Below are 21,954 nucleotides of genomic sequence, written 5' to 3'. Positions count from 1 at the left end.
CAAAAGGCGGTCTTTTTATTTGTTAGCTCTTGATTTTACGGTAAACAAACAGCACGACCAGCGCACCGATCACCGCTACTACGAAGCTACCGAAGTTAAACCCATCCACTTTGCCGAACCCGAAAAGTGTACTGATCCAACCGCCGACCACGGCACCGATAATCCCCAGGATGATGGTGACAATGAAGCCGCCGCCGTCTTTGCCCGGCATGATCCACTTCGCCAGAATACCCGCGATAAGCCCAAAGATAATCCAGGATAAAATTCCCATATCGTTCCTCTCTGTATGGTTTTTGTCGTTAAATCAAGTACACACAAAGGATAGCACAGGATTCAGATTTGCAAATTGTGATAAGCATCACGTGCACGATTTAACGCCATCTGAAAAAGAGGCAATCCGGACAAAAGAAGGGGTTGCATGTTCCAATGAGAAAGATTATCTTTCTCAATACTGAATAGTTGAGCGAAACACTCAGGTATTCAGTACGACATTGCTCACATTGCTTCCAGTATTTCTTGCCCACCTCGTGTGGGCTTTTTTTTATCTATATCCGCATTGATCGTTTTAGCATTTGCTATTACGATTATTCGCACTGGTTCAATATCCCATACATAAATTGATAATATGAACGTATCTAGTCGATTCATCATTTTTATAAATGTTGTTTCAGCAGGCGCGCTGTTATGTCTGCTGTCCGCCAAATTCAACTGGTTTTAACTAAGCAGGCCCGGTGTTTACCGGGCTGTTTACATTCTTCTTCACCCCTGTACCGCAGAGAGCATAAGGTTTAAAGAGGCCGTTTTGACGCGCCATTTATTAATGCAAAATCTCCTTTCCGATTATTCCGAATAATAATTTGGATAATCATAAGCGCAGCAGCAAATACTATTACAGCCCTCAATACCGCTCGCTTTGATATAAAAATCAGCCGTTATCAGACTTTGCGTGGCAATGCCGGGCCGCCCGATATAAGGGAAAAGTTTATCAAGCATAAAAAAACGGGAGCCCTTCGGCTCCCGTTCTTGTATAACCCAGTGACTGGATTACATGTTTTCGATGATCGCGTCACCAAACTCTGAACATTTCAGCAGTTTAGCGCCTTCCATCAGACGTTCGAAGTCATAGGTCACGGTCTTGTTGTTGATCGCGCCTTCCATACCTTTAACGATAAGGTCAGCGGCTTCGAACCACTCCATATGACGGAGCATCATCTCTGCCGACAGGATGATTGAACCTGGGTTCACCTTATCCTGGCCTGCATACTTCGGTGCAGTACCGTGGGTCGCTTCGAACAGGGCGCACTCGTCACCAATGTTCGCGCCCGGGGCGATACCGATGCCGCCAACCTGCGCCGCCAGGGCGTCGGAGATGTAGTCACCGTTCAGGTTCATACAGGCGATAACGTCGTATTCCGCTGGACGCAGCAGGATTTGCTGCAGGAACGCATCGGCGATCACATCTTTAATGATGATCTCTTTGCCGGTGTTCGGGTTCTTAATCTTCTGCCATGGGCCGCCGTCAATCAGTTCACCGCCGAACTCGTCGGTCGCCAACTGGTAACCCCAGTCTTTGAACGCGCCTTCGGTGAACTTCATGATGTTACCTTTGTGAACCAGGGTCACAGAGTCACGGTCGTTAGTGATCGCATATTCGATCGCCGCACGTACCAGACGCTTAGTCCCCTCTTCGGAGCACGGCTTGATGCCGATACCGCAATGTTCCGGGAAGCGAATTTTCTTCACGCCCATCTCGTCGCGCAGGAATTTAATCACTTTTTCGGCGTCAGCGGAGTCCGCTTTCCACTCGATACCCGCATAGATATCTTCAGAGTTTTCACGGAAGATAACCATATCGGTCAGCTCCGGGTGTTTAACCGGGCTTGGGGTGCCCTGGTAATAACGTACCGGACGCAGGCAAACATACAGATCCAGCTCCTGACGCAGCGCAACGTTCAGAGAACGGATGCCGCCGCCGACTGGGGTAGTCAGTGGGCCTTTGATGGCAACACGGTAGTCGCGGATTAGATCGAGGGTTTCAGCTGGCAGCCAGACGTCCTGGCCGTAAACGTGGGTAGATTTTTCACCGGTGTAAATTTCCATCCAGGAAATTTTACGCTCGCCTTTGTAGGCTTTCTCAACAGCGGCATCCACCACTTTCAGCATTGCCGGGGTGACGTCTACACCGATACCATCGCCTTCGATGAACGGGATAATCGGGTTATGAGGGACGTTCAGCTTACCGTCTTGCAGGGTGATCTTTTTACCTTCCGCCGGAACAACTACTTTGCTTTCCATTAACCTCTCCTTCGAGCGCTTCTGGTTGTTACTGATCTTATGTTAATAATTTGTAATGAGCCTCCCGATAGTACCTGAATGTCTGGCGCCATGAAAGGTCTTCGTTATTAGGCTATAATGCGGCAATTGATAAAGCCTGAAAATACCATGAAGAAAACTTCTTTTAGAAATCACCGGGTTGAGCGATTCAGCTCACGACAAGCCACCAGAAAACCGAAAACAAACCAGCCCAAACGGGTGATTTTGTTCAATAAACCCTACGATGTTTTGCCGCAGTTTACCGATGAAGCTGGCCGCAGCACGTTGAAAGACTTTATCCCGATTGCAGGCGTCTACGCCGCAGGCCGTCTGGATCGCGACAGTGAAGGTCTGCTGGTGTTAACGAATGACGGCGCATTGCAGGCGCGGCTGACGCAGCCCGGTAAGCGCACCGGAAAGATCTATTACGTACAGGTGGAAGGTGAACCTACCGAAGAGGCGCTTGCCGCTCTGCGTACCGGGGTGACCCTTAACGATGGCCCTACCCTGCCCGCCGGTATTGAGCGGGTGAGTGAACCGGAGTGGCTGTGGCCGCGCACGCCGCCCGTACGCGAGCGCAAATCGATCCCCACATCCTGGCTCAAAATTACCCTTTATGAGGGGCGGAATCGCCAAGTTCGTCGCATGACCGCCCATGTCGGCTTCCCGACGTTACGCTTAATCCGCTACGCCATGGGCGATTACTCACTGGATAATCTGGCCAATGGTGAATGGCGCGACGGGACAGAAAAAGGAGAAGAGAATGTTTAAACCGCACGTTACCGTGGCCACAGTGGTTCACGCCCAGGGCAAATTTCTGGTGGTGGAAGAGACTATCAACGGCAAAGCGCTGTGGAACCAACCCGCCGGTCATCTTGAAGCCGATGAGACCCTGGTACAGGCCGCCCGCCGGGAATTGTGGGAAGAGACCGGTATTCACGCTGAACCGCAGCAGTTTATTCGTCTTCATCACTGGATTGCGCCGGATAAGACCCCGTTCCTGCGTTTTCTGTTTGTTATCGAGCTTAACGAAATGTGCGCCACCGAGCCGCACGATGATGATATCGACCGCTGCCTGTGGGTGACGGCCGACGAGATTCTGAGCGCCACCAACCTGCGTTCACCGCTGGTTGCCGAGAGCATCCGCTGCTATCTCTCTGGTCATCGTCTGCCGTTAGAGACCATCGGCGAATTTAACTGGCCGTTTACAGAGGGTGCCATTGCCGGGGGCGCGTGATAGAATACGCCGCCTTGAAGTTCAATGTCGTGAGTATTCCAATGTCAGAAAGCCCAAAAAAAGTGATCGTCGGCATGTCCGGCGGTGTCGACTCCTCCGTTTCCGCCTGGCTGTTGCTGCAACAGGGCTATAAGGTGGAAGGCCTGTTCATGAAGAACTGGGAGGAAGACGACGGCGAGGAATACTGTACCGCGGCGGCCGATCTGGCCGATGCGCAGGCCGTGTGCGATAAGCTTGGCATTGAACTGCATACCGTCAATTTTGCTGCAGAGTACTGGGACAATGTCTTCGAACATTTCCTGGAAGAGTATAAAGCCGGCCGTACCCCTAACCCGGACATTCTCTGCAACAAAGAGATCAAATTTAAAGCCTTCCTTGAGTTCGCCGCTGAAGACCTGGGCGCCGATTACATTGCCACCGGCCACTATGTGCGTCGTGCCGATGTCAACGGCAAAAGCCAGCTGCTGCGAGGCCTCGACGGCAATAAAGATCAGAGCTATTTCCTCTATACCCTCGGTCATGAGCAGATTGCCCAGAGCCTGTTCCCGGTGGGCGAGCTGGAAAAACCCGAAGTGCGTAAGATTGCCGAAGAGCTGGATCTGATCACCGCCAAGAAAAAAGACTCAACCGGTATCTGTTTTATCGGCGAACGTAAATTCCGCGAATTCCTTGGCCGCTACTTGCCAGCCCAGCCGGGCAAAATCGTCTCCGTTGATGGTGAAGAAATTGGTCAGCATCAGGGGTTGATGTACCACACCCTCGGCCAGCGCAAAGGGCTGGGGATTGGTGGTACCAAAGAAGGCAGCGAAGATCCGTGGTACGTGGTCGATAAAGATGTTGAGAACAATATTCTGATTGTGGCGCAGGGGCACGATCATCCGCGTCTGATGTCGGTGGGGCTGATTGCCCAACAGCTGCACTGGGTCGATCGCGAGCCGGTAAAAGGCACGCTGCGTTGCACGGTGAAAACCCGCTATCGCCAGACCGATATTCCTTGCACCCTCACCGCGATTGACGACGAACGCATTGAGGTGCGCTTCGACGAGCCCGTCTCCGCCGTTACCCCAGGGCAGTCCGCGGTCTTCTACAGCGGCGAAATCTGTCTGGGCGGTGGTATCATCGAACAGCGTCTGCCGCTGATAACCGACTAATGCGTTAGCACACAGAAAGGAGTAAGTGTGGCGAAGAACTATTATGACATCACCCTGGCGCTGGCGGGAATTTGCCAGTCTGCCCGTCTGGTGCAACAGTTGGCGCATCAGGGTCATTGCGACGCTGATGCCCTGCACGTGTCGCTGAACAGCAGCGTTGATCTGAACCCCAGTTCAACGCTTGGTGTCTTCGGCGGCAGTGAAGCGAATCTTCGCCTCGGCCTTGAAACCCTGTTAGGGGTCCTGAACGCTAACAATCGTCAGGGGCTGAATGCCGAAGTGACCCGCTATACCTTAAGCATGATGGTGCTGGAGCGTAAGCTCAACGCCGCCAAAGGCGCGATGGACACCCTCGGCAACCGCATTGCCGGGCTGCAGCGTCAGCTCGATCATTTCGATCTGCAATCCGAAACCTTACTGAGTGCCATGGCGGGTATCTACGTGGATGTGATTAGCCCACTGGGGCCACGCATTCAGGTAACGGGGTCCCCGGCAGTGCTACAAAGTCCACAGGTGCAGGCCAAAGTTCGCGCCTCGCTGCTGGCGGGCATCCGCGCCGCCGTGCTGTGGCACCAGGTCGGCGGTGGCCGCCTGCAGTTAATGTTTTCTCGTCATCGCCTGAGCACTCAGGCAAAACAGATTCTTGCTCATTGTTAACCTCCCGGAGTTACGAATTATGGAATTATCCTCACTGACCGCCGTTTCCCCTGTCGATGGACGCTACGGCGATAAAGTCAGCGCGCTGCGCGACATTTTCAGCGAATATGGTCTGCTGAAGTTCCGCGTACAGGTTGAAGTTCGCTGGCTGCAAAAGCTGGCCGCACAGGCAGCCATCAAGGAAGTTCCTGCTTTTGACGCCCAGGCAAACGATTACCTCGATCAAATCGTTGCTCAATTCAATGAAGAAGATGCCGCACGCATCAAAACCATTGAACGCACGACCAACCATGATGTGAAGGCGGTTGAATATTTCCTGAAAGAGAAAGTGGCCAGCATCCCGGCGCTCAACGCTGTCTCCGAATTCATTCACTTCGCCTGTACGTCTGAAGATATCAATAACCTTTCTCATGCCCTGATGCTCTCAACTGCGCGTCAGGACGTGGTGCTGCCGTACTGGCGTAAAATTATCGACGCGGTGAAAGCGCTGTCGGTCGAGTATCGCGATATCCCGCTGCTTTCCCGTACCCACGGTCAGCCAGCTACCCCATCCACCATGGGTAAAGAGATGGCGAACGTGGCCTACCGTATGGAGCGCCAGTTCCGTCAGCTGGAACAGGTTGAAATTCTCGGTAAAATCAACGGCGCTGTCGGTAACTACAATGCCCACATCGCTGCCTACCCGGAGGTGGACTGGCACCAGTTCAGCGAAGAGTTCGTGACCTCACTGGGCATTCAGTGGAACCCGTACACCACCCAGATCGAGCCGCACGACTATATTGCTGAGCTGTTTGACTGCATCGCGCGTTTCAACACCATCCTGATCGACTTTGATCGTGACGTCTGGGGTTACATTGCGCTGAACCACTTCAAGCAGAAAACCATCGCCGGCGAAATCGGCTCCTCCACCATGCCGCACAAAGTGAACCCGATTGACTTCGAAAACTCCGAAGGCAACCTCGGTCTGGCGAATGCCGTGCTGCAACACATGGCGAGCAAACTGCCGGTTTCCCGCTGGCAGCGCGACCTGACGGACTCCACCGTCCTGCGTAACCTGGGCGTGGGTATTGGCTATGCGCTGATTGCTTATCAGTCCACCCTGAAGGGCGTGAGCAAGCTGGAAGTGAACCGCGACCGTCTGCTGGACGAACTGGATCACAACTGGGAAGTCCTGGCCGAGCCGATTCAGACCGTGATGCGTCGCTATGGCATCGAAAAACCGTATGAGAAGCTGAAAGAGCTGACCCGCGGTAAGCGCGTTGACGCAGAAGGCATGAAACAGTTTATCGATAGCCTGGACGTGCCGGAAGAAGAGAAGACCCGTCTGAAAGCAATGACCCCGGCGAATTACATCGGCCGCGCCATTACCATGGTTGATGAACTGAAGTAATCGCATTCCCCCTCTTTCCGTCCGGAAAGAGGGTTCCCTCCCCCGGTTTATTAAATGTTTATCCCCCTCCCAACATAATCAGCGTTAAACTATTCAGAGCATTTATTTTAGGGAGAAGCGATGATGCGCGTATTGGTTGTCGAGGATAATGCATTATTACGTCATCACCTGAAGGTTCAACTTCAGGAAATGGGTCATCAGGTGGATGATGCCGAAGATGCCAAAGAGGCTGACTACTATCTGAATGAACACTTGCCGGATATTGCCATCGTCGATCTTGGCCTGCCGGATGAAGACGGTCTGTCGCTCATTCGTCGCTGGCGCAGCCACGATGTCTCACTGCCCGTGCTGGTGTTAACCGCCCGCGAAGGGTGGCAGGATAAGGTCGAGGTGCTTAGCGCCGGGGCCGACGACTATGTGACCAAGCCCTTCCATATTGAAGAAGTCGCTGCCCGCATGCAGGCCCTGATGCGCCGTAACAGCGGCCACGCCTCTCAGGTGATCTCGCTACCGCCTTTCCAGGTCGATCTCTCTCGCCGTGAGCTCTCCATCAATGACGAGGTGATCAAACTGACCGCTTTCGAATACACCATTATGGAAACCCTGATCCGCAACAGCGGCAAAGTGGTTAGCAAAGATTCCCTGATGTTGCAGCTTTATCCTGATGCTGAGTTACGCGAAAGCCACACCATTGATGTGCTGATGGGGCGTCTGCGGAAAAAGATCCAGGCACAGTATCCGGAAGATGTCATTACGACGGTCCGCGGTCAGGGCTACCTTTTCGAATTACGCTAAATGAAAAAAATTCTCCGTCACTTCCTGCCGCTTTCGCTGCGGGTTCGCTTCCTGCTGGCGACGGCTGCCGTGGTGCTGGTACTCTCGTTGGCCTACGGTCTGGTGGCGTTGGTGGGTTACAGCGTTAGCTTTGATAAGACCACCTTTCGCCTACTGCGCGGCGAAAGTAACCTGTTTTATACCCTTGCCCGCTGGGAAAATAATAAAATCAGCATCGACATGCCGGAACATCTGGACAGACAGAGTCCGACCATCGCCCTGATATACGGTGAAAAGGGCCAGCTTCTCTGGGCCCAGCGAGATGTACCCTGGCTGGTGAACCGTATCCAGCCGGAGTGGCTGAGAACCAACGGATTTCACGAGCTGGAGGCAGATCTTAACGCCTCCAGCAGCCTGGTGGGTAATGACCGCTCCATGCAGCAACAACTGAGCGAGATCCGCGAAGATGATGACGACACTGAGATGACCCACTCGGTCGCCATTAATCTCTACCCCGCGACCCTCGAAATGCCCCAGCTCACCATCGTGGTGATCGACACCATTCCCGTTGAGCTAAAACGCTCTTATATGGTGTGGAACTGGTTCGTCTATGTGCTGGTGGCGAACCTGCTGCTGGTGATCCCCCTGCTGTGGGTCGCCGCCTGGTGGAGCCTGCGCCCTATCGAGTCGCTGGCGAAAGAGGTGCGTGAGCTGGAAGAGCATCACCGGGAGAAACTTAACCCGGTCACCACCCGTGAACTGACCAGCCTGGTGCGTAACCTGAACCGCCTGCTGAAGAGTGAGCGTGAACGCTATGACAAATACCGCACAACACTGACCGACCTGACCCACAGTCTGAAGACGCCGCTGGCGGTGTTACAAAGTACCTTACGCTCCCTGCGCAGCGCGAAGCTGAGCGTGGACGACGCCGAGCCGGTGATGCTGGAACAGATCAGCCGTATCTCCCAGCAAATTGGCTACTACCTGCACCGGGCAAGTATGCGTTCTGGCAGTGCGTTGCTCAGCCGCGAACTTCACCCGGTGGCGCCGCTGCTGGACAACCTCACCTCGGCGTTGAACAAGGTCTATCAACGTAAAGGGGTCAGCATCAGCCTCGATATTTCGCCGGAGATAAGCTTCATCGGCGAGAAAAACGACTTTATGGAGGTAATGGGTAATCTGCTTGATAACGCCTGCAAATATTGCCTCGAGTTTGTCGAAATCTCGGCCCGACAGGACGACGATCAACTTCATATTATTGTAGAGGACGATGGCCCCGGTATTCCCCAGGGTAAACGCGATCAGGTCTTCGACCGCGGACAGCGGGCTGATACCCTGCGTCCAGGCCAGGGCGTGGGGCTTTCGGTCGCGCGGGATATTGTTGAGCAGTATGACGGCCGTATCGAAACGGGCGACAGCCTGCTCGGCGGTGCCCGCATGGTGGCAATCTTTGGCCGCCAACAGCCAGGCGACCATGAGAGTTAAGCCCTCCGGGTGAAAAAAGCGAGATTCTCACGCGCAGGTGTCTGAGCTTCCGTTATAATCCGTCTCAGTAAGAGCCTGCGGAATAAAATATTATGGATTATCACTTAACACTTAACTGGCCTGAGTTTATTGAACGTTACTGGCAAAAGCGCCCGGTCGTTCTGAAACGCGGCATTGCAAATTTCGTCGATCCTATCTCCCCTGACGAGCTCGCTGGCTTAGCGATGGAGAATGAGGTCGATAGCCGCCTGGTCAGTCATGAGGATGGGAAATGGCAGGTTAGCCATGGTCCGTTCGAGAGCTACGATCACCTCGGCGAGACCAACTGGTCGCTGTTAGTTCAGGCCGTCAACCACTGGCATGAACCTACCGCAGCGCTGATGCGCCCGTTCCGCGCGCTGCCTGACTGGCGGATGGACGATCTGATGATCTCCTTCTCCGTGCCTGGCGGCGGCGTAGGCCCGCATCTCGATCAGTATGACGTCTTTATCATTCAGGGCACCGGCCGTCGCCGCTGGCGCGTGGGTGACAAAGTGCCCATGAAGCAGCACTGCCCGCATCCGGATTTGCTGCAGGTTGCTCCCTTTGAAGGCATTATTGATGAAGAGCTGGAGCCGGGCGACATTCTCTATATTCCGCCAGGATTCCCGCACGAAGGCTACTCGCTGGAGAATTCGATGAACTATTCCGTCGGATTCCGCGCGCCAAGCGGCCGGGAGATGATCAGCAGCTTTGCGGACTACGTCCTGCAGCGCGAGCTGGGAAGCCATCGCTTTGTCGATCCGGACGTCCCTGCGCGTGAACATCCCGCTGATATCCTGCCGCAGGAGCTCGATAAACTGCGTGGGATGATGTTGGATCTGATTAATCAACCAGAACATTTTAACCAGTGGTTTGGTGAGTTTGTCAGCCAATCTCGTCACGAGCTGGACGTTTCTCCGCCGGAGCCACCTTACCAGCCAGACGAAATCTACGATGCGCTGCAGCAGGGCGACAAACTGGTACGCCTGGGTGGTCTGCGCGTACTGCGTATCGATGGCGATGTTTATGTTAACGGCGAGAAGCTGGATTCACCTCACCGCCCTGCCGTGGAAGCTATCGCCAGCCATATGGTGCTGGATGCCGCACAGTTTGGCGATGCGCTGGATGACCCCTCCTTCCTGGCGATGCTCGCCGCGCTGGTTAACAGCGGCTACTGGTTCTTTGAGGACTAAGTCGCGCCTGTACCGGGTGGCCATAGCGCCACCCGGACTCTTCCTGATTACCCTTTCGCCGTCAGTTCGGCAATGCGCACAATAACCCGCACCGCTTTCTCCATCCCTTCCAGGGTGACGAACTCATGCTTGCCGTGATAGTTATAGCCCCCCGTGAAGAGGTTCGGGCAAGGTAACCCCATAAAGGAGAGCTGTGCCCCGTCGGTTCCGCCACGAATGGGCTTAAGTTGCGGTTCAATATCGCAATCACGCATCGCCTGCTGGGCAATATCAAGAATGTGCGGATGTGCGACCACCTTATCCCGCATATTGTAATAACTGTCTTCAATCACCAGTTCGATATAGCAATCCGGGTGCAGCCCCTTGCCAACCTTTTTGGCGATATCCATGATTTTACGTTTACGCGCTTCAAACCCCTCGCGGTCGAAATCGCGAATGATGTAGTGCATATCCGCGCGGTCAACGGTGCCTTTAATGCTGGTAAGGTGATAAAAACCTTCATAGCCTTCCGTCTGCTCCGGGCTCTCCCCGGCAGGCACTTCGGCGTGGATACGCGCCGCCAGCGATAGTGCGTTAACCATCACCCCTTTTGCGGTGCCTGGGTGCACATTATTACCCACGATACGGATATTGACCGTCGCGGCGTTGAAGTTTTCGAACTCCAGCTCCCCTACGCCACCGCCATCCACGGTGTAGGCCCATTTTGCGTTAAACGCCTCCACATCAAAATGCTTCGCCCCTTTCCCCACCTCTTCATCGGGGGTGAAGGCGACACGAATATCACCGTGAGGAATGTTTTTACCCTTCAGCACCGCCAGCGCGGTCATGATCTCGGCGACGCCAGCTTTATCGTCTGCTCCCAACAGCGTTTTACCGTCTGTCGTGATCAGGGTCTGGCCGAGCAACTGGTGGAGCACAGGGAACATGACCGGGGATAAAATCTCATCGCCGACGCCCAGGGCGATATCGCCGCCGCGATAGTTCTCCACAATCTGAGGGTTAACGTTTTTGCCGCTATAATCAGGGGAGGTATCAACATGGGATATGAAACCAATGGCCGGGATCTCACCCGGCACGTTCGCCGGTAGCGTGCCCATGACCGTGCCTTTGTCACTTAATGTCACGTTGACCAGGCCTAACTCTTCAAGCTGCGACTTTAGCAGCTGCAGTAATTTCCATTGGCCCTCTGTGCTCGGTACCTGGCGAACACCCGGCTTAGATTGGGTATCCAGCGAAACGTACTGTAAAAAACGCTCTAGTAATTTATCCATGCAGTCACCCTCACTTTTTGTGACAACATTATCAATAAGCCCTAAAACGCAAATATTGCGTCAGGTCACTTTTATCCCGCAAACGAGAATATTTTTCGTTTATCTCATCCCGTTGCTAATAAAGGTAGCTTATCGGGGGGCATCAAGGATTGGCGAATTCAATGGTTTGCCGTAGAATGGCCGCCCTCATTACGAGTCACCAAGGTGGTTACACACAAACCCCGCTGCGTTAGATAGATCGCAGCGTCGATATGGGACAGAGTCATAAATTGAATACACAACCAGGTTCACTGTCACCGCTGGTGCTTTTATCGGGCATTAATAAGAGTTTTGATGGTAAAACCGTTATCGCCGACCTTAATTTGACCATTAACAACGGCGAGTTCCTTACGCTTCTCGGCCCCTCTGGCTGCGGTAAGACAACAGTATTGCGCCTGATCGCCGGGCTGGAAAACGTCGACACCGGCCATATTCATCTTGAAAACCAGGATATCACCGACGTCCCTGCCGAGCATCGCCACGTCAATACCGTCTTCCAGAGCTACGCCCTCTTCCCGCATATGACGGTCTTTGAAAATGTCGCTTTTGGCCTGCGCATGCAGAAAACCCCGGCGCAGGAGATTGCGCCGCGTGTGACGGAGGCGCTGCGCATGGTGCAGCTGGAAGAGTTTGCCCAGCGCAAGCCGCATCAGCTCTCCGGAGGACAACAGCAGCGCGTCGCCATTGCCCGCGCGGTAGTGAACAAACCCCGCCTGTTGTTACTCGACGAATCGCTCTCTGCGCTGGATTACAAACTGCGCAAACAGATGCAGAACGAATTGAAAGCGCTACAGCGTAAGCTGGGCATCACCTTTGTTTTCGTGACGCACGATCAGGAAGAGGCGCTGACAATGTCCGACCGTATCGTCGTGATGCGCGAAGGCAAAATCGAGCAAGACGGCACGCCGCGTGAGATCTATGAAGAGCCGAAAAACCTCTTTGTCGCCAGCTTTATTGGTGAGATCAATAACTTTAGCGCCACGGTTATCGAACGCCTGGATGCGCAGCGCGTCCGCGCCAGCGTCGAAGGCCATGAGTGCAACATCACCGTTAACTTTGCGGTAGAAAAAGGGCAAAAGCTGAACGTGATGCTGCGCCCGGAAGATCTGCGCGTTGACGAGGTCCATGACAGCAGCGACGTCGAAGGTCTGATTGGTTATATCCGCGAGCGCAACTATAAGGGCATGACCCTGGAGTCGGTGGTTGAACTCGAAAATGGCAAAATGGTGTTGGTCAGTGAGTTCTTCAATGAAGACGATCCGGACTTCGACCACTCCCTTGACCAGAAAATGGCCATTAACTGGGTAGAGAGCTGGGAGGTCGTACTGGCTGATGAAGAACACAAGTAAGTTCCAGAATGTGGTGATTGCCACTATCGTCGGTTGGCTTGTGTTGTTTGTCTTCTTACCCAACCTGATGATCATCGCCACCAGCTTTTTGACCCGTGACGATGCCCACTTCGTTAAGCTGGTCTTTACGCTGGATAACTACGCGCGCCTGCTGGATCCGCTCTATTTCCAGGTGCTGATGCACTCGCTGAACATGGCCGTGATAGCCACCCTCGCCTGTCTGGTACTGGGCTATCCCTTCGCCTGGTTTCTGGCGCGTCTGCCACAGAAAATTCGCCCGCTGCTGCTGTTTCTGCTGATTGTGCCATTCTGGACCAACTCTCTGATTCGCATCTATGGCCTGAAGATTTTCCTTAGTACCAAAGGGTATTTGAACGAATTTTTACTGTGGTTGGGGATCATCGAGACCCCGCTTCGCATTATGTACACCCCGGGCGCCGTCATTATCGGCCTGGTTTATATACTGCTGCCCTTTATGGTGATGCCGCTCTACTCCAGCATCGAGAAGCTCGATAAGCCGCTGCTGGAAGCGGCAAGAGACCTCGGCGCCAGTAAGATGCAGACCTTTATCCGGATAATCCTGCCGCTGACGATGCCGGGTATCATCGCCGGTTGCCTGCTGGTGATACTGCCGGCCATGGGGCTGTTCTACGTCTCGGATCTGATGGGTGGCGCGAAAAACCTGCTGATTGGCAACGTCATCAAAAGCCAGTTCCTCAATATTCGCGACTGGCCGTTTGGCTCCGCCACCAGCATCACGCTGACGGTGGTTATGGGGCTGATGCTAATGGTCTACTGGCGCGCATCCCGACTGCTTAACAAAAAAGGTGAGCTGGAATGATGGGTCGACTGCTTCGCGGCGGTTTTATGACCGCCATCTATGCTTATTTGTATATTCCCATCATCATCCTGATTGTGAATTCATTTAACAGTTCACGTTTCGGGATCAACTGGCAGGGTTTTACCACCAAGTGGTATAGCCTGCTGGTCAACAACGACAGTTTGCTCCAGGCTGCGCAGCATTCGTTGACGATGGCGATCGTCTCGGCCACGTTTGCGACCTTGATTGGCTCGTTGACCGCCGTGGCCCTCTACCGTTACCGCTTTCGCGGCAAGCCGTTTGTGAGCGGCATGCTGTTTGTGGTGATGATGTCTCCGGACATTGTCATGGCCATATCGCTGCTGGTGCTGTTTATGCTGCTGGGCGTGCAACTCGGCTTCTGGTCGCTGCTCTTTTCGCATATCACCTTCTGCCTGCCTTTCGTGGTGGTGACGGTTTACTCCCGTCTGAAGGGATTTGACGTGCGCATGCTGGAAGCGGCGAAAGATCTGGGTGCCAGTGAGATGGTGATTCTGCGCAAGATCCTCCTGCCGCTGGCGATGCCCGCGGTGGCAGCCGGATGGTTATTGAGCTTTACCCTGTCGATGGACGATGTCGTGGTTTCTTCGTTCGTCACCGGGCCGAACTATGAGATCTTGCCGCTGAAAATTTATTCGATGGTTAAAGTGGGCGTCTCGCCGGAGGTGAACGCGCTGGCCACCATTCTGTTGATGCTATCGCTGGTTCTGGTCATTACCAGCCAGCTTATTGCTCGTGATAAAACAAAAGTTCAGGGGACGTTAAAATGATGAAATGGTCACGCCACCTGCTCGCGGCTGGCGCGCTTGCTTTCGGTATGAGCGCTGCGCACGCGGACGACAGTAAAACACTCTACTTCTATAACTGGACCGAGTATGTGCCGCCAGGCCTGCTAGAGCAGTTCACCAAAGAGACCGGTATCAAGGTGATCTATTCGACCTACGAGTCGAACGAAACCATGTATGCCAAGCTCAAAACCTATAAAGACGGCGCCTACGATCTGGTCGTACCCTCGACCTATTTCGTGGATAAAATGCGTAAAGAGGGGATGATCCAGAAGATCGATAAGACGCAGCTGACCAACTTCGCTAACCTTGATCCTGAGATGCTGAACAAACCCTTCGATCCTAACAACGACTACTCCATTCCCTATATCTGGGGTGCCACCGCGATTGGCGTGAACCGTGACGAGATGGATCCGAAAACGGTGACCAGCTGGGCCGATCTGTGGAAACCCGAGTATAAGGGTAGCCTGCTGTTGACCGACGATGCGCGCGAAGTGTTCCAGATGGCGCTACGCAAACTCGGTTATTCCGGCAACACCACCGACCCGAAAGAGATCGAAGCCGCTTACAACGAGCTAAGAAAGCTGATGCCTAACGTGGCGGCCTTTAACTCCGATAACCCGGCGAACCCGTACATGGAAGGGGAAGTGAACCTCGGCATGGTATGGAACGGTTCGGCGTATGTGGCGCGTCAGGCCGGTACCCCGCTGGAGGTCATCTGGCCAAAAGAGGGAGGCATCTTCTGGATGGACAGCCTGGCGATCCCGGCAAACGCCAGGAACGTAGATGGCGCCATGAAGCTGATTAACTTCCTGCTGCGCCCGGATGTGGCCAAAGAGGTGGCAGAAACCATTGGCTACCCGACCCCGAATCTCGCGGCGCGTAAACTGCTCAGCCCGGACGTGGCGAACGATAAGACGCTCTATCCTGATGCCGAAACTATCAGTAAAGGTGAGTGGCAAAACGATGTGGGCGACGCCAGCCGCATCTACGAAGAGTATTATCAGAAGTTGAAAGCAGGTCGCTAATAAATACGGTGAGGGCCTGGGCCCTCACCTCTCTTTTACAATCCCTTCAGTAACTTTTCTACGAACGCCGGCACCACTTCACTGGCCAGACCGTACTGTTTCTCTTCAAATTCGCTCCCCACCTGGCTCGGTTCAAGATTAAGTTCTACCGTATGCGCCCCCTGCAGTTTCGCCTCATGGACGAACCCGGCTGCGGGATAGACGTGCCCGGAGGTACCAATGGCGATAAACACATCGGCCATCGCCAGCGCGCTGTAGATCTCATCCATACCCAGCGGCATTTCGCCGAACCAGACGACGTGCGGGCGCAGCGCCGACGGAAATTGACAGCAGTGGCATTTGTCATCAGGGGTGACGTCACCGGTCCACTCCAGCACCTGGCCGCTCCAGGCGCAGCGTACCTTGAGCAGTTCACCGTGCATATGGATAACATTCTTGTTACCCGCGCGCTCATGGAGATTATCGATGTTCTGCGTCACCAGCAGGAAACGGTCGCCCAGCGCCTCTTCCAGCCTCGCCAGCGCCAGATGCGCCGCGTTAGGGGCAATTTCAGCAGATTGCAGCTGACGGCGACGCGCATTGTAAAACGACTGGACCAGCTGCGGGTTACGGGCAAAGCCTTCCGGCGTTGCGACGTCCTCCACACGGTGCTCTTCCCACAGCCCATCAGCGGCCCGGAAGGTGCGAATGCCTGACTCTGCGGAGATCCCTGCTCCGGTCAGCACCACTACTCTCGGTTTTTCCATTAATTCTGGCATTACCTGATCTCTGAAGAATATTCGCTGGCGTAAGCGTTCACGCAAACGACGTTTATTTCTGCGAAAACGGGTGAGGCGATGTGACCGACGCGACAACATAAAAACCTCTTCTGGCTAGCGGCTGAGGTGCAGGAACGCCGCACCGCGCATTCCTCCGGCATCCCCATGTCGCGCTTTTTCAATGCGCGGCACGCGGGCAACCGGCAGCAAATGCCGCGGTAAACGTTCTGATAACCGCTCCGTGATCGCGGTAAAGTTTGATAACCCGCCGCCAATGACCAACAGGTCAGGATCGACGACGGTAAGTATGTTACCCAGACAGACCGCCAGCAGGTCAAGATAGCGCTCAACATGCGCTTTCGCCTGTTCATCTCCCTGATTCCACAGGGCGATGATTTCGGGTGCCTGCATTTTTTGATGATAGAAGTGTTCATACAGCCACGCAAATCCACGGCCTGACAAGTAATTCTCAATGCAGCCATGCTGGCCGCAACCACAGCGGATAAGCGGGAAATCGCGACCAACGACCTCCAGCGCATCGACAGGAAGCCGGATATGACCAAACTCGCCGGTTATGTAACTGCGGCCGGTGATCGGTTTGCCATCAATAATAAGCCCACCGCCGACGCCGGTGCCGAGAATCAGCCCCATAACCAGTGGATAACGGCGAAACTCATCGTCCCAGGCTTCAGAGAGGGCAAAACAGTTTGCGTCGTTATCCAGACGCACATCGCGCGCCAACAGGCGGCTGAGATCCGCGCGAAGGGGTTTACCGCTGGCCGCAGGCACGTTAGCGGCGTACAGCGTGCCGTCATCGGTTTCCGGCATGCCGGGAATACCTATCCCCACGCTGCCTGTCACACCAAAGCGCGCATCGGCCTGCCCCACCAGCGCGACGAGGGTGGTTAAGAATTCATCGTAGCTTTCATGCGGCGTGGGGACGCGGGTTTCCCACTGCAGTTTGAGATTCTCATCAAACACGCCGAGCGCAATTTTGGTGCCGCCAATATCAAATCCGTAATACATAGTGCATTCCTCTTTCGATATAGCGGCCTTGCGATCGCTACATCAAGACGTAATTACTGGCCACTTAGCACCCTCGCCGGATCGATTCGGCTTGCGCGACGCGCCGGATACCAGCTTGCCAGCAGACTTAACAAAAGTGCTGTAATCAGCACATAAACGACGTCCAGCCAGTGCAATTCAGACGGCAGGAAGTCAATAAAATAGATATCGCCAGAGAGGAACTGATGGCCGATTAGCCGCTCAATTCCATTGATAATCGGGGTGAGTTGCAGAGAAACCACTACGCCAATCACCACACCACAGAGGCTTCCCAGCAGCCCGGCGAGCAAACCATACCAGACGAAAATGGCACGAATAAGACCGTCTTTGGCGCCGAGAGTACGCAGCACCGCAATGTCGCCACTCTTGTCCTTCACCGCCATTACCAGCGTCGAGACAATATTAAAGCAGGCCACGCCAATCACCAGCACCATCGCCAGATACATAATGGCGCGGATCATCTGAATATCGCGATACATATAGCCATAGGTGCCAATCCAGCTCTTGATATAGACATAGCTATTGGTCACTTCGCCTGCATCGCGCACCAGCTTGTTAGCGTTAAAGACGTCGTTCACCTTGATGGCAATACCGGTGACGCTGCTACCCATATCCAGATACTGACGGGCATCTTCCAGCGGGACCATGGCAAAGCTGTGATCAAGCTGGCCGCTGAGCTGCAGGATGCCGGTAACGTGCAAGCGCACGCGCTTCGGCTGCTGCAATTTATGATCGGCGCTGGCGTTCGGGATCATGATCGAGACCCAGTCGCCCTGCTTCACTTTCAGCGCGTCGGCCACCCCTTTGCCTATAATGATCTGTTGTTCGCCCGCTTTAAAGCCCGTCCATGCGCCGTCTTTCACAAATTGCGGCAATGCGCTCAATTTCTCTTCCTGACGAGGGTTAACCCCCTTTACCTGAATCGCACGCAGGTTAACGCCGCTCTCAACCAGGCCGGTAAAGTTAATATAGGGCGCAGCGGCAGCCACACCGGGCACCTTCTCTACTTTGTTTAGCGCCTCGTTCCAGTTATTCCAGGGTTGATTAACTGGCTCGATCTCGCCATGCGGCACCACCGCCAGAATACGGTTGTTCAGCTCGCGCTCGAAACCGTTCATGGCGCTCAGGCCGACGATTAATACCGCCACGCCCAGCGCGATACCCACGGTGGAGATCACCGAGATCAGCGATACCATGCCGCTACGGCGGCGGCCACGGCTAAAGCGCAGGCCGATAAGTAACGATAATGGTGAAGCCATTAATCTGCCCCCATCAGGGTCAGTTCCGCATTCAAACGGCCGTCGCGCATCTCAAGCTGGCGCGACATCCGTTTCGCCAGCTGCAGGTCGTGGGTCACGACCAGGAAGGCTGTACCCTGAGAGGCGTTCAGTTCACCTAACAGCTGGAAGATGCTGTCGGCGTTACGGGCATCCAGGTTACCGGTCGGCTCATCCGCCAGCACCAGACGCGGATTATTGACCAACGCACGGGCAATGGCCACGCGCTGGCGTTCACCGCCAGAGAGTTCCGATGGACGGTGATTACCACGATGGCCCAGACCAACTGCATTCAGCATCGCGCTGGCGCGCTCATTGATCTCTGCCGGTCTCTTTTTACCGATCAGCAGCGGCATGGCCACGTTTTCCAGCGCGGTAAAATCGGGCAGCAGATGGTGGAACTGATAAATAAAGCCCAGCTCGCGGTTACGCAGATCGGCCTTCGCCGTTGAAGACATGGTACTGAGCGGCGTACCGGAGAAGATCACATCCCCGGAAGTGGGGGTATCCAGTCCGCCCAGCAGATGCAATAAGGTACTTTTGCCAGAGCCAGAGGTCCCGACAATGGCCATCATCTCCCCCTCTCCTACGCTGAAGCTGACATTGTGCAGGACATCAGTCTGCACGTTGCCTTCCTGATAGCGTTTGCACAGGTTGTCGCATTGCAACAGGATCTTATTCATAACGTAAAGCCTCAGCGGGTTGAGTGGCGGCAGCGCGCCAGGAAGGGTAAAGCGTAGAGAGCAGCGCAATGGCCATCGCGGCCAGCGCGATACCCACGACCTGCAGCGGCTCGATGGCGACCGGCAACGCCGCGCCATCAAGCAGTGCGCCGATAATAGGCATTAAATTGTTCAACTGGCTGGCGAGTAGCGCCCCCAGTACGGCGCCCAACAGCGCACCGACAATCCCGGCGCTGGCCCCCTGCACCATAAAGACCGCCATAATCTGGCGCGGCGTCAGCCCCTGGGTCTGGAGAATCGCCACCTCGCCCTGCTTCTCCATTACCATCAGCCCCAGCGAGGTAATGATATTAAACGCCGCCACGGCGACGATCAGGCTCAGCAGCAGGCCCATCATATTCTTTTCCATGCGCACGGCCTGGAACAGCTCGCCTTTGCGGTCGCGCCAGTCCTGCCATTTGGTCCCTTCTGGCAGGGTTTGCTGGCTGAGCACGTCAACCTTCAATGGCTCATTCAGCCACAGACGCCAGCCGGTGATATTGCCCGCCGGGTAGCGCATCAGGCGTGAGGCATCCTGAATATTCACCAGCATCTGATAGCCATCGACTTCACTGCTGGCGGCAAAGGTGCCAATCACGTTAAAGAGACGCTGGCTCGGCAGGCGCCCCATCGGCGTAAACTGGCTGGCAGAAGGCACCATGATCCGGAGTTGATCGCCACGGTTTACGCCCAGTTGCCCGGCCAGCTGTTCGCCAAGGATCACGTTATATTGGCCGGGCTGCAGGTCGGTCTGCTTCACATTAACCAGATAAGGGGTGAGCGGATCTTTTTGCGCCGGATCGATACCGAGCATCACACTCACCGCCACGCTGCGGGCGCTTTGGAGCACCACATCACCAGTGGTAAGCGGCGCGACGCGGTTTACGCCCTGCAACTTCACCGCGCTTTCCGGTAGCTGTTGAGGGTTAACCGACCCGTTGGCAGAAGAGAGAACAGCCTGCGGCATCAGCCCCAGAATATTGTTTTGCAGCTCGCGCTCGAAGCCGTTCATCACCGACAGCACCGTCACCAGCGCCATCACGCCAAGCGTAATACCAATGGTAGAGAGCCAGGAGACAAAGCGACCGAAGCGGTCCGCGGCGCGCCCACGCATATAACGTAAGCCTATGAATAGTGCGACAGGTTGGTACATGAAATCCGTCTGTTTGCTGATAGCAGACCCACGAGTATATAAGCGAATCCGTGAAGCGTAAATGACTGAAACCCTAAGCTTTGCTTCTCATTTTTCCGAAAAAACAACGGAAATCAGTCAGCTAAGGTCACAATTGTGGGCAACTTAGCCGCAAACTCCCTCCACCTTTTCTTAAAAACGCCCGGATACAGACTCTTACCCATTACATCACCAGCGCCCCTTAGCAGACTTAACGGTTCGTTTTTGGCAATACAGGTATCGGTTTCCGATGAAACAAAAAGCATTATGGATTAATCAGATAAAAGGACTTTGCATCTGTTTAGTGGTCATTTATCACTCGGTGATCACTTTTTATCCGCATCTGGATGCACTACAACTTCCCCTTTCAGCGCTGCTGGCGAAATGCTGGGTCTACTTTAATCTTTATCTCGCCCCTTTTCGTATGCCGGTATTTTTCTTTATCTCCGGTTTTTTGATTCGCCGGTACATCGACGAAGTGACCTGGCGTGACAGTATCGATAAACGGATCTGGAGCATCGTCTGGGTACTGATTCTGTGGGGCGTTCTGCAGTGGCAAGCCCTGAGCCATATCAACGCCTGGCTGGCACCCGAGCGCGAACTGCCCCACGGCTCCAATGCCGCTTACGCCGCTACCTTACCGGACTTTATCAAAGGCATGCTCACCGCCAGCACCAGTCTCTGGTATCTGTACGCGCTGGTGGTCTATTTCACTCTGTGCAAATTCTTTAGCCGCTGGAAATTGCCCATGATCGCCCTGCTGGCGCTGGCAAGCCTGGCGATTAACTTCCTGCCATTACCCTGGTGGGGCATGAACAGCGTAGTCCGTAATGCCATCTACTACAGCCTGGGGGCCTGGTACGGCGCACAGCTGATGACATGGATGAAAGGGCTGGCGCTGCGTCGTAACGTGCTACCGGTGGCGCTTTTCGCCGCAATTTCGGTCGTGCTGTGGTTTGCCAACGCGCCGCTGCTGCTCTCACTGCTGTCGATTCTGCTGATCATGAAGCTTTTTTACGGCTTTGAGCAGCGCTATAGCGTGCAACCGAACAATCTGCTGAACGTGATTGGCTCCAACACCATAGCCATCTATACCACGCACCGCATTCTGATCGAGGCTTTCAGCCTGTTCTTTATCGGCCAGATGAATGCGGCGACATGGCCTCAGTGGGCAGAACTCACGCTGGTGCTGCTTTACCCGTTTGCCAGCCTGCTGATCTGCACCCTGGTTGGACTGGGTACACGTAAACTGTCGGGCATTCTGTTTGGCGATCTTTTCTTCTCCCCCCCAGCGCTACAGGCTTCACGCTAGCCTCCAGGTGCTCCCGCCGGGGGGCGCCTTCTCCTCCCGTGCGGTTCCGGTTTGCTAAAGCAAAACGATCAAGGATAATAAAGACATTGTGTATCAG

Annotated in this window: 22 protein-coding genes; 14 read left to right on the top strand and 8 right to left on the bottom strand. The window is 54.5% G+C overall.

Annotated elements, in window-relative coordinates; all coding sequences use genetic code 11:
• Positions 1-22: 22 nt before the first annotated feature.
• Positions 23-271: a GlsB/YeaQ/YmgE family stress response membrane protein gene (locus B3B59_RS02280; protein WP_040076073.1), complete on the bottom strand. Its 249-nt coding sequence runs from the start codon at positions 269-271 to the stop codon at positions 23-25.
• Between the two features lie 354 nt (positions 272-625).
• On the opposite strand from B3B59_RS02280, the gene yncL reads away from it, so the two are divergent.
• A complete protein-coding gene (gene yncL / locus B3B59_RS02275) occupies positions 626-718 on the top strand; it encodes a stress response membrane protein YncL (RefSeq protein WP_072039515.1) in 93 nt (30 codons plus the stop codon).
• Between the two features lie 326 nt (positions 719-1,044).
• Here yncL and icd read toward each other — a convergent pair whose 3' ends face one another.
• On the bottom strand, positions 1,045-2,295 hold the full coding sequence (gene icd / locus B3B59_RS02270; protein WP_040076074.1) for an NADP-dependent isocitrate dehydrogenase: 1,251 nt from the start codon (positions 2,293-2,295) through the stop codon (positions 1,045-1,047).
• A 117-nt stretch (positions 2,296-2,412) separates the two neighbouring features.
• Between icd and rluE the strand changes: the two genes are divergently transcribed.
• The 8 genes from rluE to B3B59_RS02230 all read left to right on the top strand — a co-directional run bounded on the left by rluE (position 2,413) and on the right by B3B59_RS02230 (position 10,221).
• Positions 2,413-3,084: a 23S rRNA pseudouridine(2457) synthase RluE gene (gene rluE / locus B3B59_RS02265; protein WP_286808006.1), complete on the top strand. Its 672-nt coding sequence runs from the start codon at positions 2,413-2,415 to the stop codon at positions 3,082-3,084.
• A complete protein-coding gene (locus B3B59_RS02260) occupies positions 3,077-3,550 on the top strand; it encodes an NUDIX hydrolase (RefSeq protein ID WP_212477853.1) in 474 nt (157 codons plus the stop codon). Before rluE ends, B3B59_RS02260 begins: the two co-directional genes overlap by 8 nt.
• Before the next feature lie 41 nt (positions 3,551-3,591).
• On the top strand, positions 3,592-4,701 hold the full coding sequence (gene mnmA, locus B3B59_RS02255) for a tRNA 2-thiouridine(34) synthase MnmA (protein WP_286808005.1): 1,110 nt from the start codon (positions 3,592-3,594) through the stop codon (positions 4,699-4,701).
• A gap of 27 nt (positions 4,702-4,728) precedes the next feature.
• The gene (gene hflD / locus B3B59_RS02250) at positions 4,729-5,358 is read left to right on the top strand and encodes a high frequency lysogenization protein HflD (protein WP_286808004.1); all 630 of its coding nucleotides are present in this window, start codon (positions 4,729-4,731) and stop codon (positions 5,356-5,358) included.
• A gap of 19 nt (positions 5,359-5,377) precedes the next feature.
• The gene (purB, locus tag B3B59_RS02245) at positions 5,378-6,748 is read left to right on the top strand and encodes an adenylosuccinate lyase (RefSeq protein WP_212477851.1); all 1,371 of its coding nucleotides are present in this window, start codon (positions 5,378-5,380) and stop codon (positions 6,746-6,748) included.
• Between the two features lie 123 nt (positions 6,749-6,871).
• A complete protein-coding gene (gene phoP / locus B3B59_RS02240) occupies positions 6,872-7,543 on the top strand; it encodes a two-component system response regulator PhoP (protein WP_040078526.1) in 672 nt (223 codons plus the stop codon).
• Positions 7,544-9,007, top strand: a complete 1,464-nt coding sequence (gene phoQ, locus B3B59_RS02235; RefSeq protein ID WP_046885680.1) for a two-component system sensor histidine kinase PhoQ — start codon at positions 7,544-7,546, stop codon at positions 9,005-9,007.
• Between the two features lie 92 nt (positions 9,008-9,099).
• Positions 9,100-10,221, top strand: coding sequence for a cupin domain-containing protein (locus B3B59_RS02230; protein ID WP_286808003.1), 1,122 nt, complete (start codon positions 9,100-9,102; stop codon positions 10,219-10,221).
• Positions 10,222-10,268: 47 nt separating this feature from the next.
• On the opposite strand, the gene pepT is transcribed toward B3B59_RS02230, so the two are convergent.
• A complete protein-coding gene (gene pepT / locus B3B59_RS02225; protein WP_286808002.1) occupies positions 10,269-11,492 on the bottom strand; it encodes a peptidase T in 1,224 nt (407 codons plus the stop codon).
• Positions 11,493-11,743: 251 nt separating this feature from the next.
• On the opposite strand from pepT, the gene potA reads away from it, so the two are divergent.
• Genes potA through potD form a run of 4 tightly spaced genes read left to right on the top strand, consistent with a single transcriptional unit; the run spans position 11,744 to position 15,552 of the window.
• Entirely contained in the window at positions 11,744-12,880 is a 1,137-nt protein-coding gene (gene potA, locus B3B59_RS02220; RefSeq protein ID WP_046885683.1) for a spermidine/putrescine ABC transporter ATP-binding protein PotA, read from the top strand.
• Entirely contained in the window at positions 12,864-13,721 is an 858-nt protein-coding gene (gene potB / locus B3B59_RS02215) for a spermidine/putrescine ABC transporter permease PotB (protein WP_040076113.1), read from the top strand. Before potA ends, potB begins: the two co-directional genes overlap by 17 nt.
• On the top strand, positions 13,718-14,509 hold the full coding sequence (gene potC / locus B3B59_RS02210) for a spermidine/putrescine ABC transporter permease PotC (RefSeq protein WP_286808001.1): 792 nt from the start codon (positions 13,718-13,720) through the stop codon (positions 14,507-14,509). Before potB ends, potC begins: the two co-directional genes overlap by 4 nt.
• Complete coding sequence (potD, locus tag B3B59_RS02205; RefSeq protein WP_046885684.1) at positions 14,506-15,552, top strand: spermidine/putrescine ABC transporter substrate-binding protein PotD; 1,047 nt, start codon at positions 14,506-14,508, stop codon at positions 15,550-15,552. The genes potC and potD overlap by 4 nt, the downstream gene beginning before the upstream one ends.
• 35 nt (positions 15,553-15,587) lie before the next feature.
• Here potD and cobB read toward each other — a convergent pair whose 3' ends face one another.
• From cobB to lolC, 5 genes are read right to left on the bottom strand one after another with little or no spacing between them, the layout of a single operon-like run.
• Positions 15,588-16,409 (bottom strand): Sir2 family NAD+-dependent deacetylase, encoded by an 822-nt coding sequence (gene cobB / locus B3B59_RS02200; protein ID WP_040076117.1) that lies wholly within the window; start codon positions 16,407-16,409, stop codon positions 15,588-15,590.
• Between the two features lie 15 nt (positions 16,410-16,424).
• Positions 16,425-17,336: an N-acetylglucosamine kinase gene (nagK, locus tag B3B59_RS02195; protein ID WP_286807999.1), complete on the bottom strand. Its 912-nt coding sequence runs from the start codon at positions 17,334-17,336 to the stop codon at positions 16,425-16,427.
• Between the two features lie 53 nt (positions 17,337-17,389).
• The gene (gene lolE / locus B3B59_RS02190; RefSeq protein ID WP_040076119.1) at positions 17,390-18,634 is read right to left on the bottom strand and encodes a lipoprotein-releasing ABC transporter permease subunit LolE; all 1,245 of its coding nucleotides are present in this window, start codon (positions 18,632-18,634) and stop codon (positions 17,390-17,392) included.
• The gene (lolD, locus tag B3B59_RS02185; RefSeq protein WP_040076120.1) at positions 18,634-19,335 is read right to left on the bottom strand and encodes a lipoprotein-releasing ABC transporter ATP-binding protein LolD; all 702 of its coding nucleotides are present in this window, start codon (positions 19,333-19,335) and stop codon (positions 18,634-18,636) included. Before lolD ends, lolE begins: the two co-directional genes overlap by 1 nt.
• The gene (gene lolC, locus B3B59_RS02180; RefSeq protein WP_286807998.1) at positions 19,328-20,527 is read right to left on the bottom strand and encodes a lipoprotein-releasing ABC transporter permease subunit LolC; all 1,200 of its coding nucleotides are present in this window, start codon (positions 20,525-20,527) and stop codon (positions 19,328-19,330) included. The genes lolD and lolC overlap by 8 nt, the downstream gene beginning before the upstream one ends.
• A gap of 268 nt (positions 20,528-20,795) precedes the next feature.
• On the opposite strand from lolC, the gene B3B59_RS02175 reads away from it, so the two are divergent.
• Positions 20,796-21,857, top strand: coding sequence for an acyltransferase family protein (locus B3B59_RS02175; RefSeq protein WP_286807997.1), 1,062 nt, complete (start codon positions 20,796-20,798; stop codon positions 21,855-21,857).
• Positions 21,858-21,954 lie beyond the last annotated feature (97 nt).

Source organism: Leclercia sp. UBA2479, assembly GCF_002341985.1.
Lineage (GTDB): Bacteria > Pseudomonadota > Gammaproteobacteria > Enterobacterales > Enterobacteriaceae > Enterobacter > Enterobacter pneumoniae.
The sequence above is the reverse complement of the archived record's forward strand: the minus strand, read 5'-3'. Positions and strand labels throughout refer to the sequence as shown.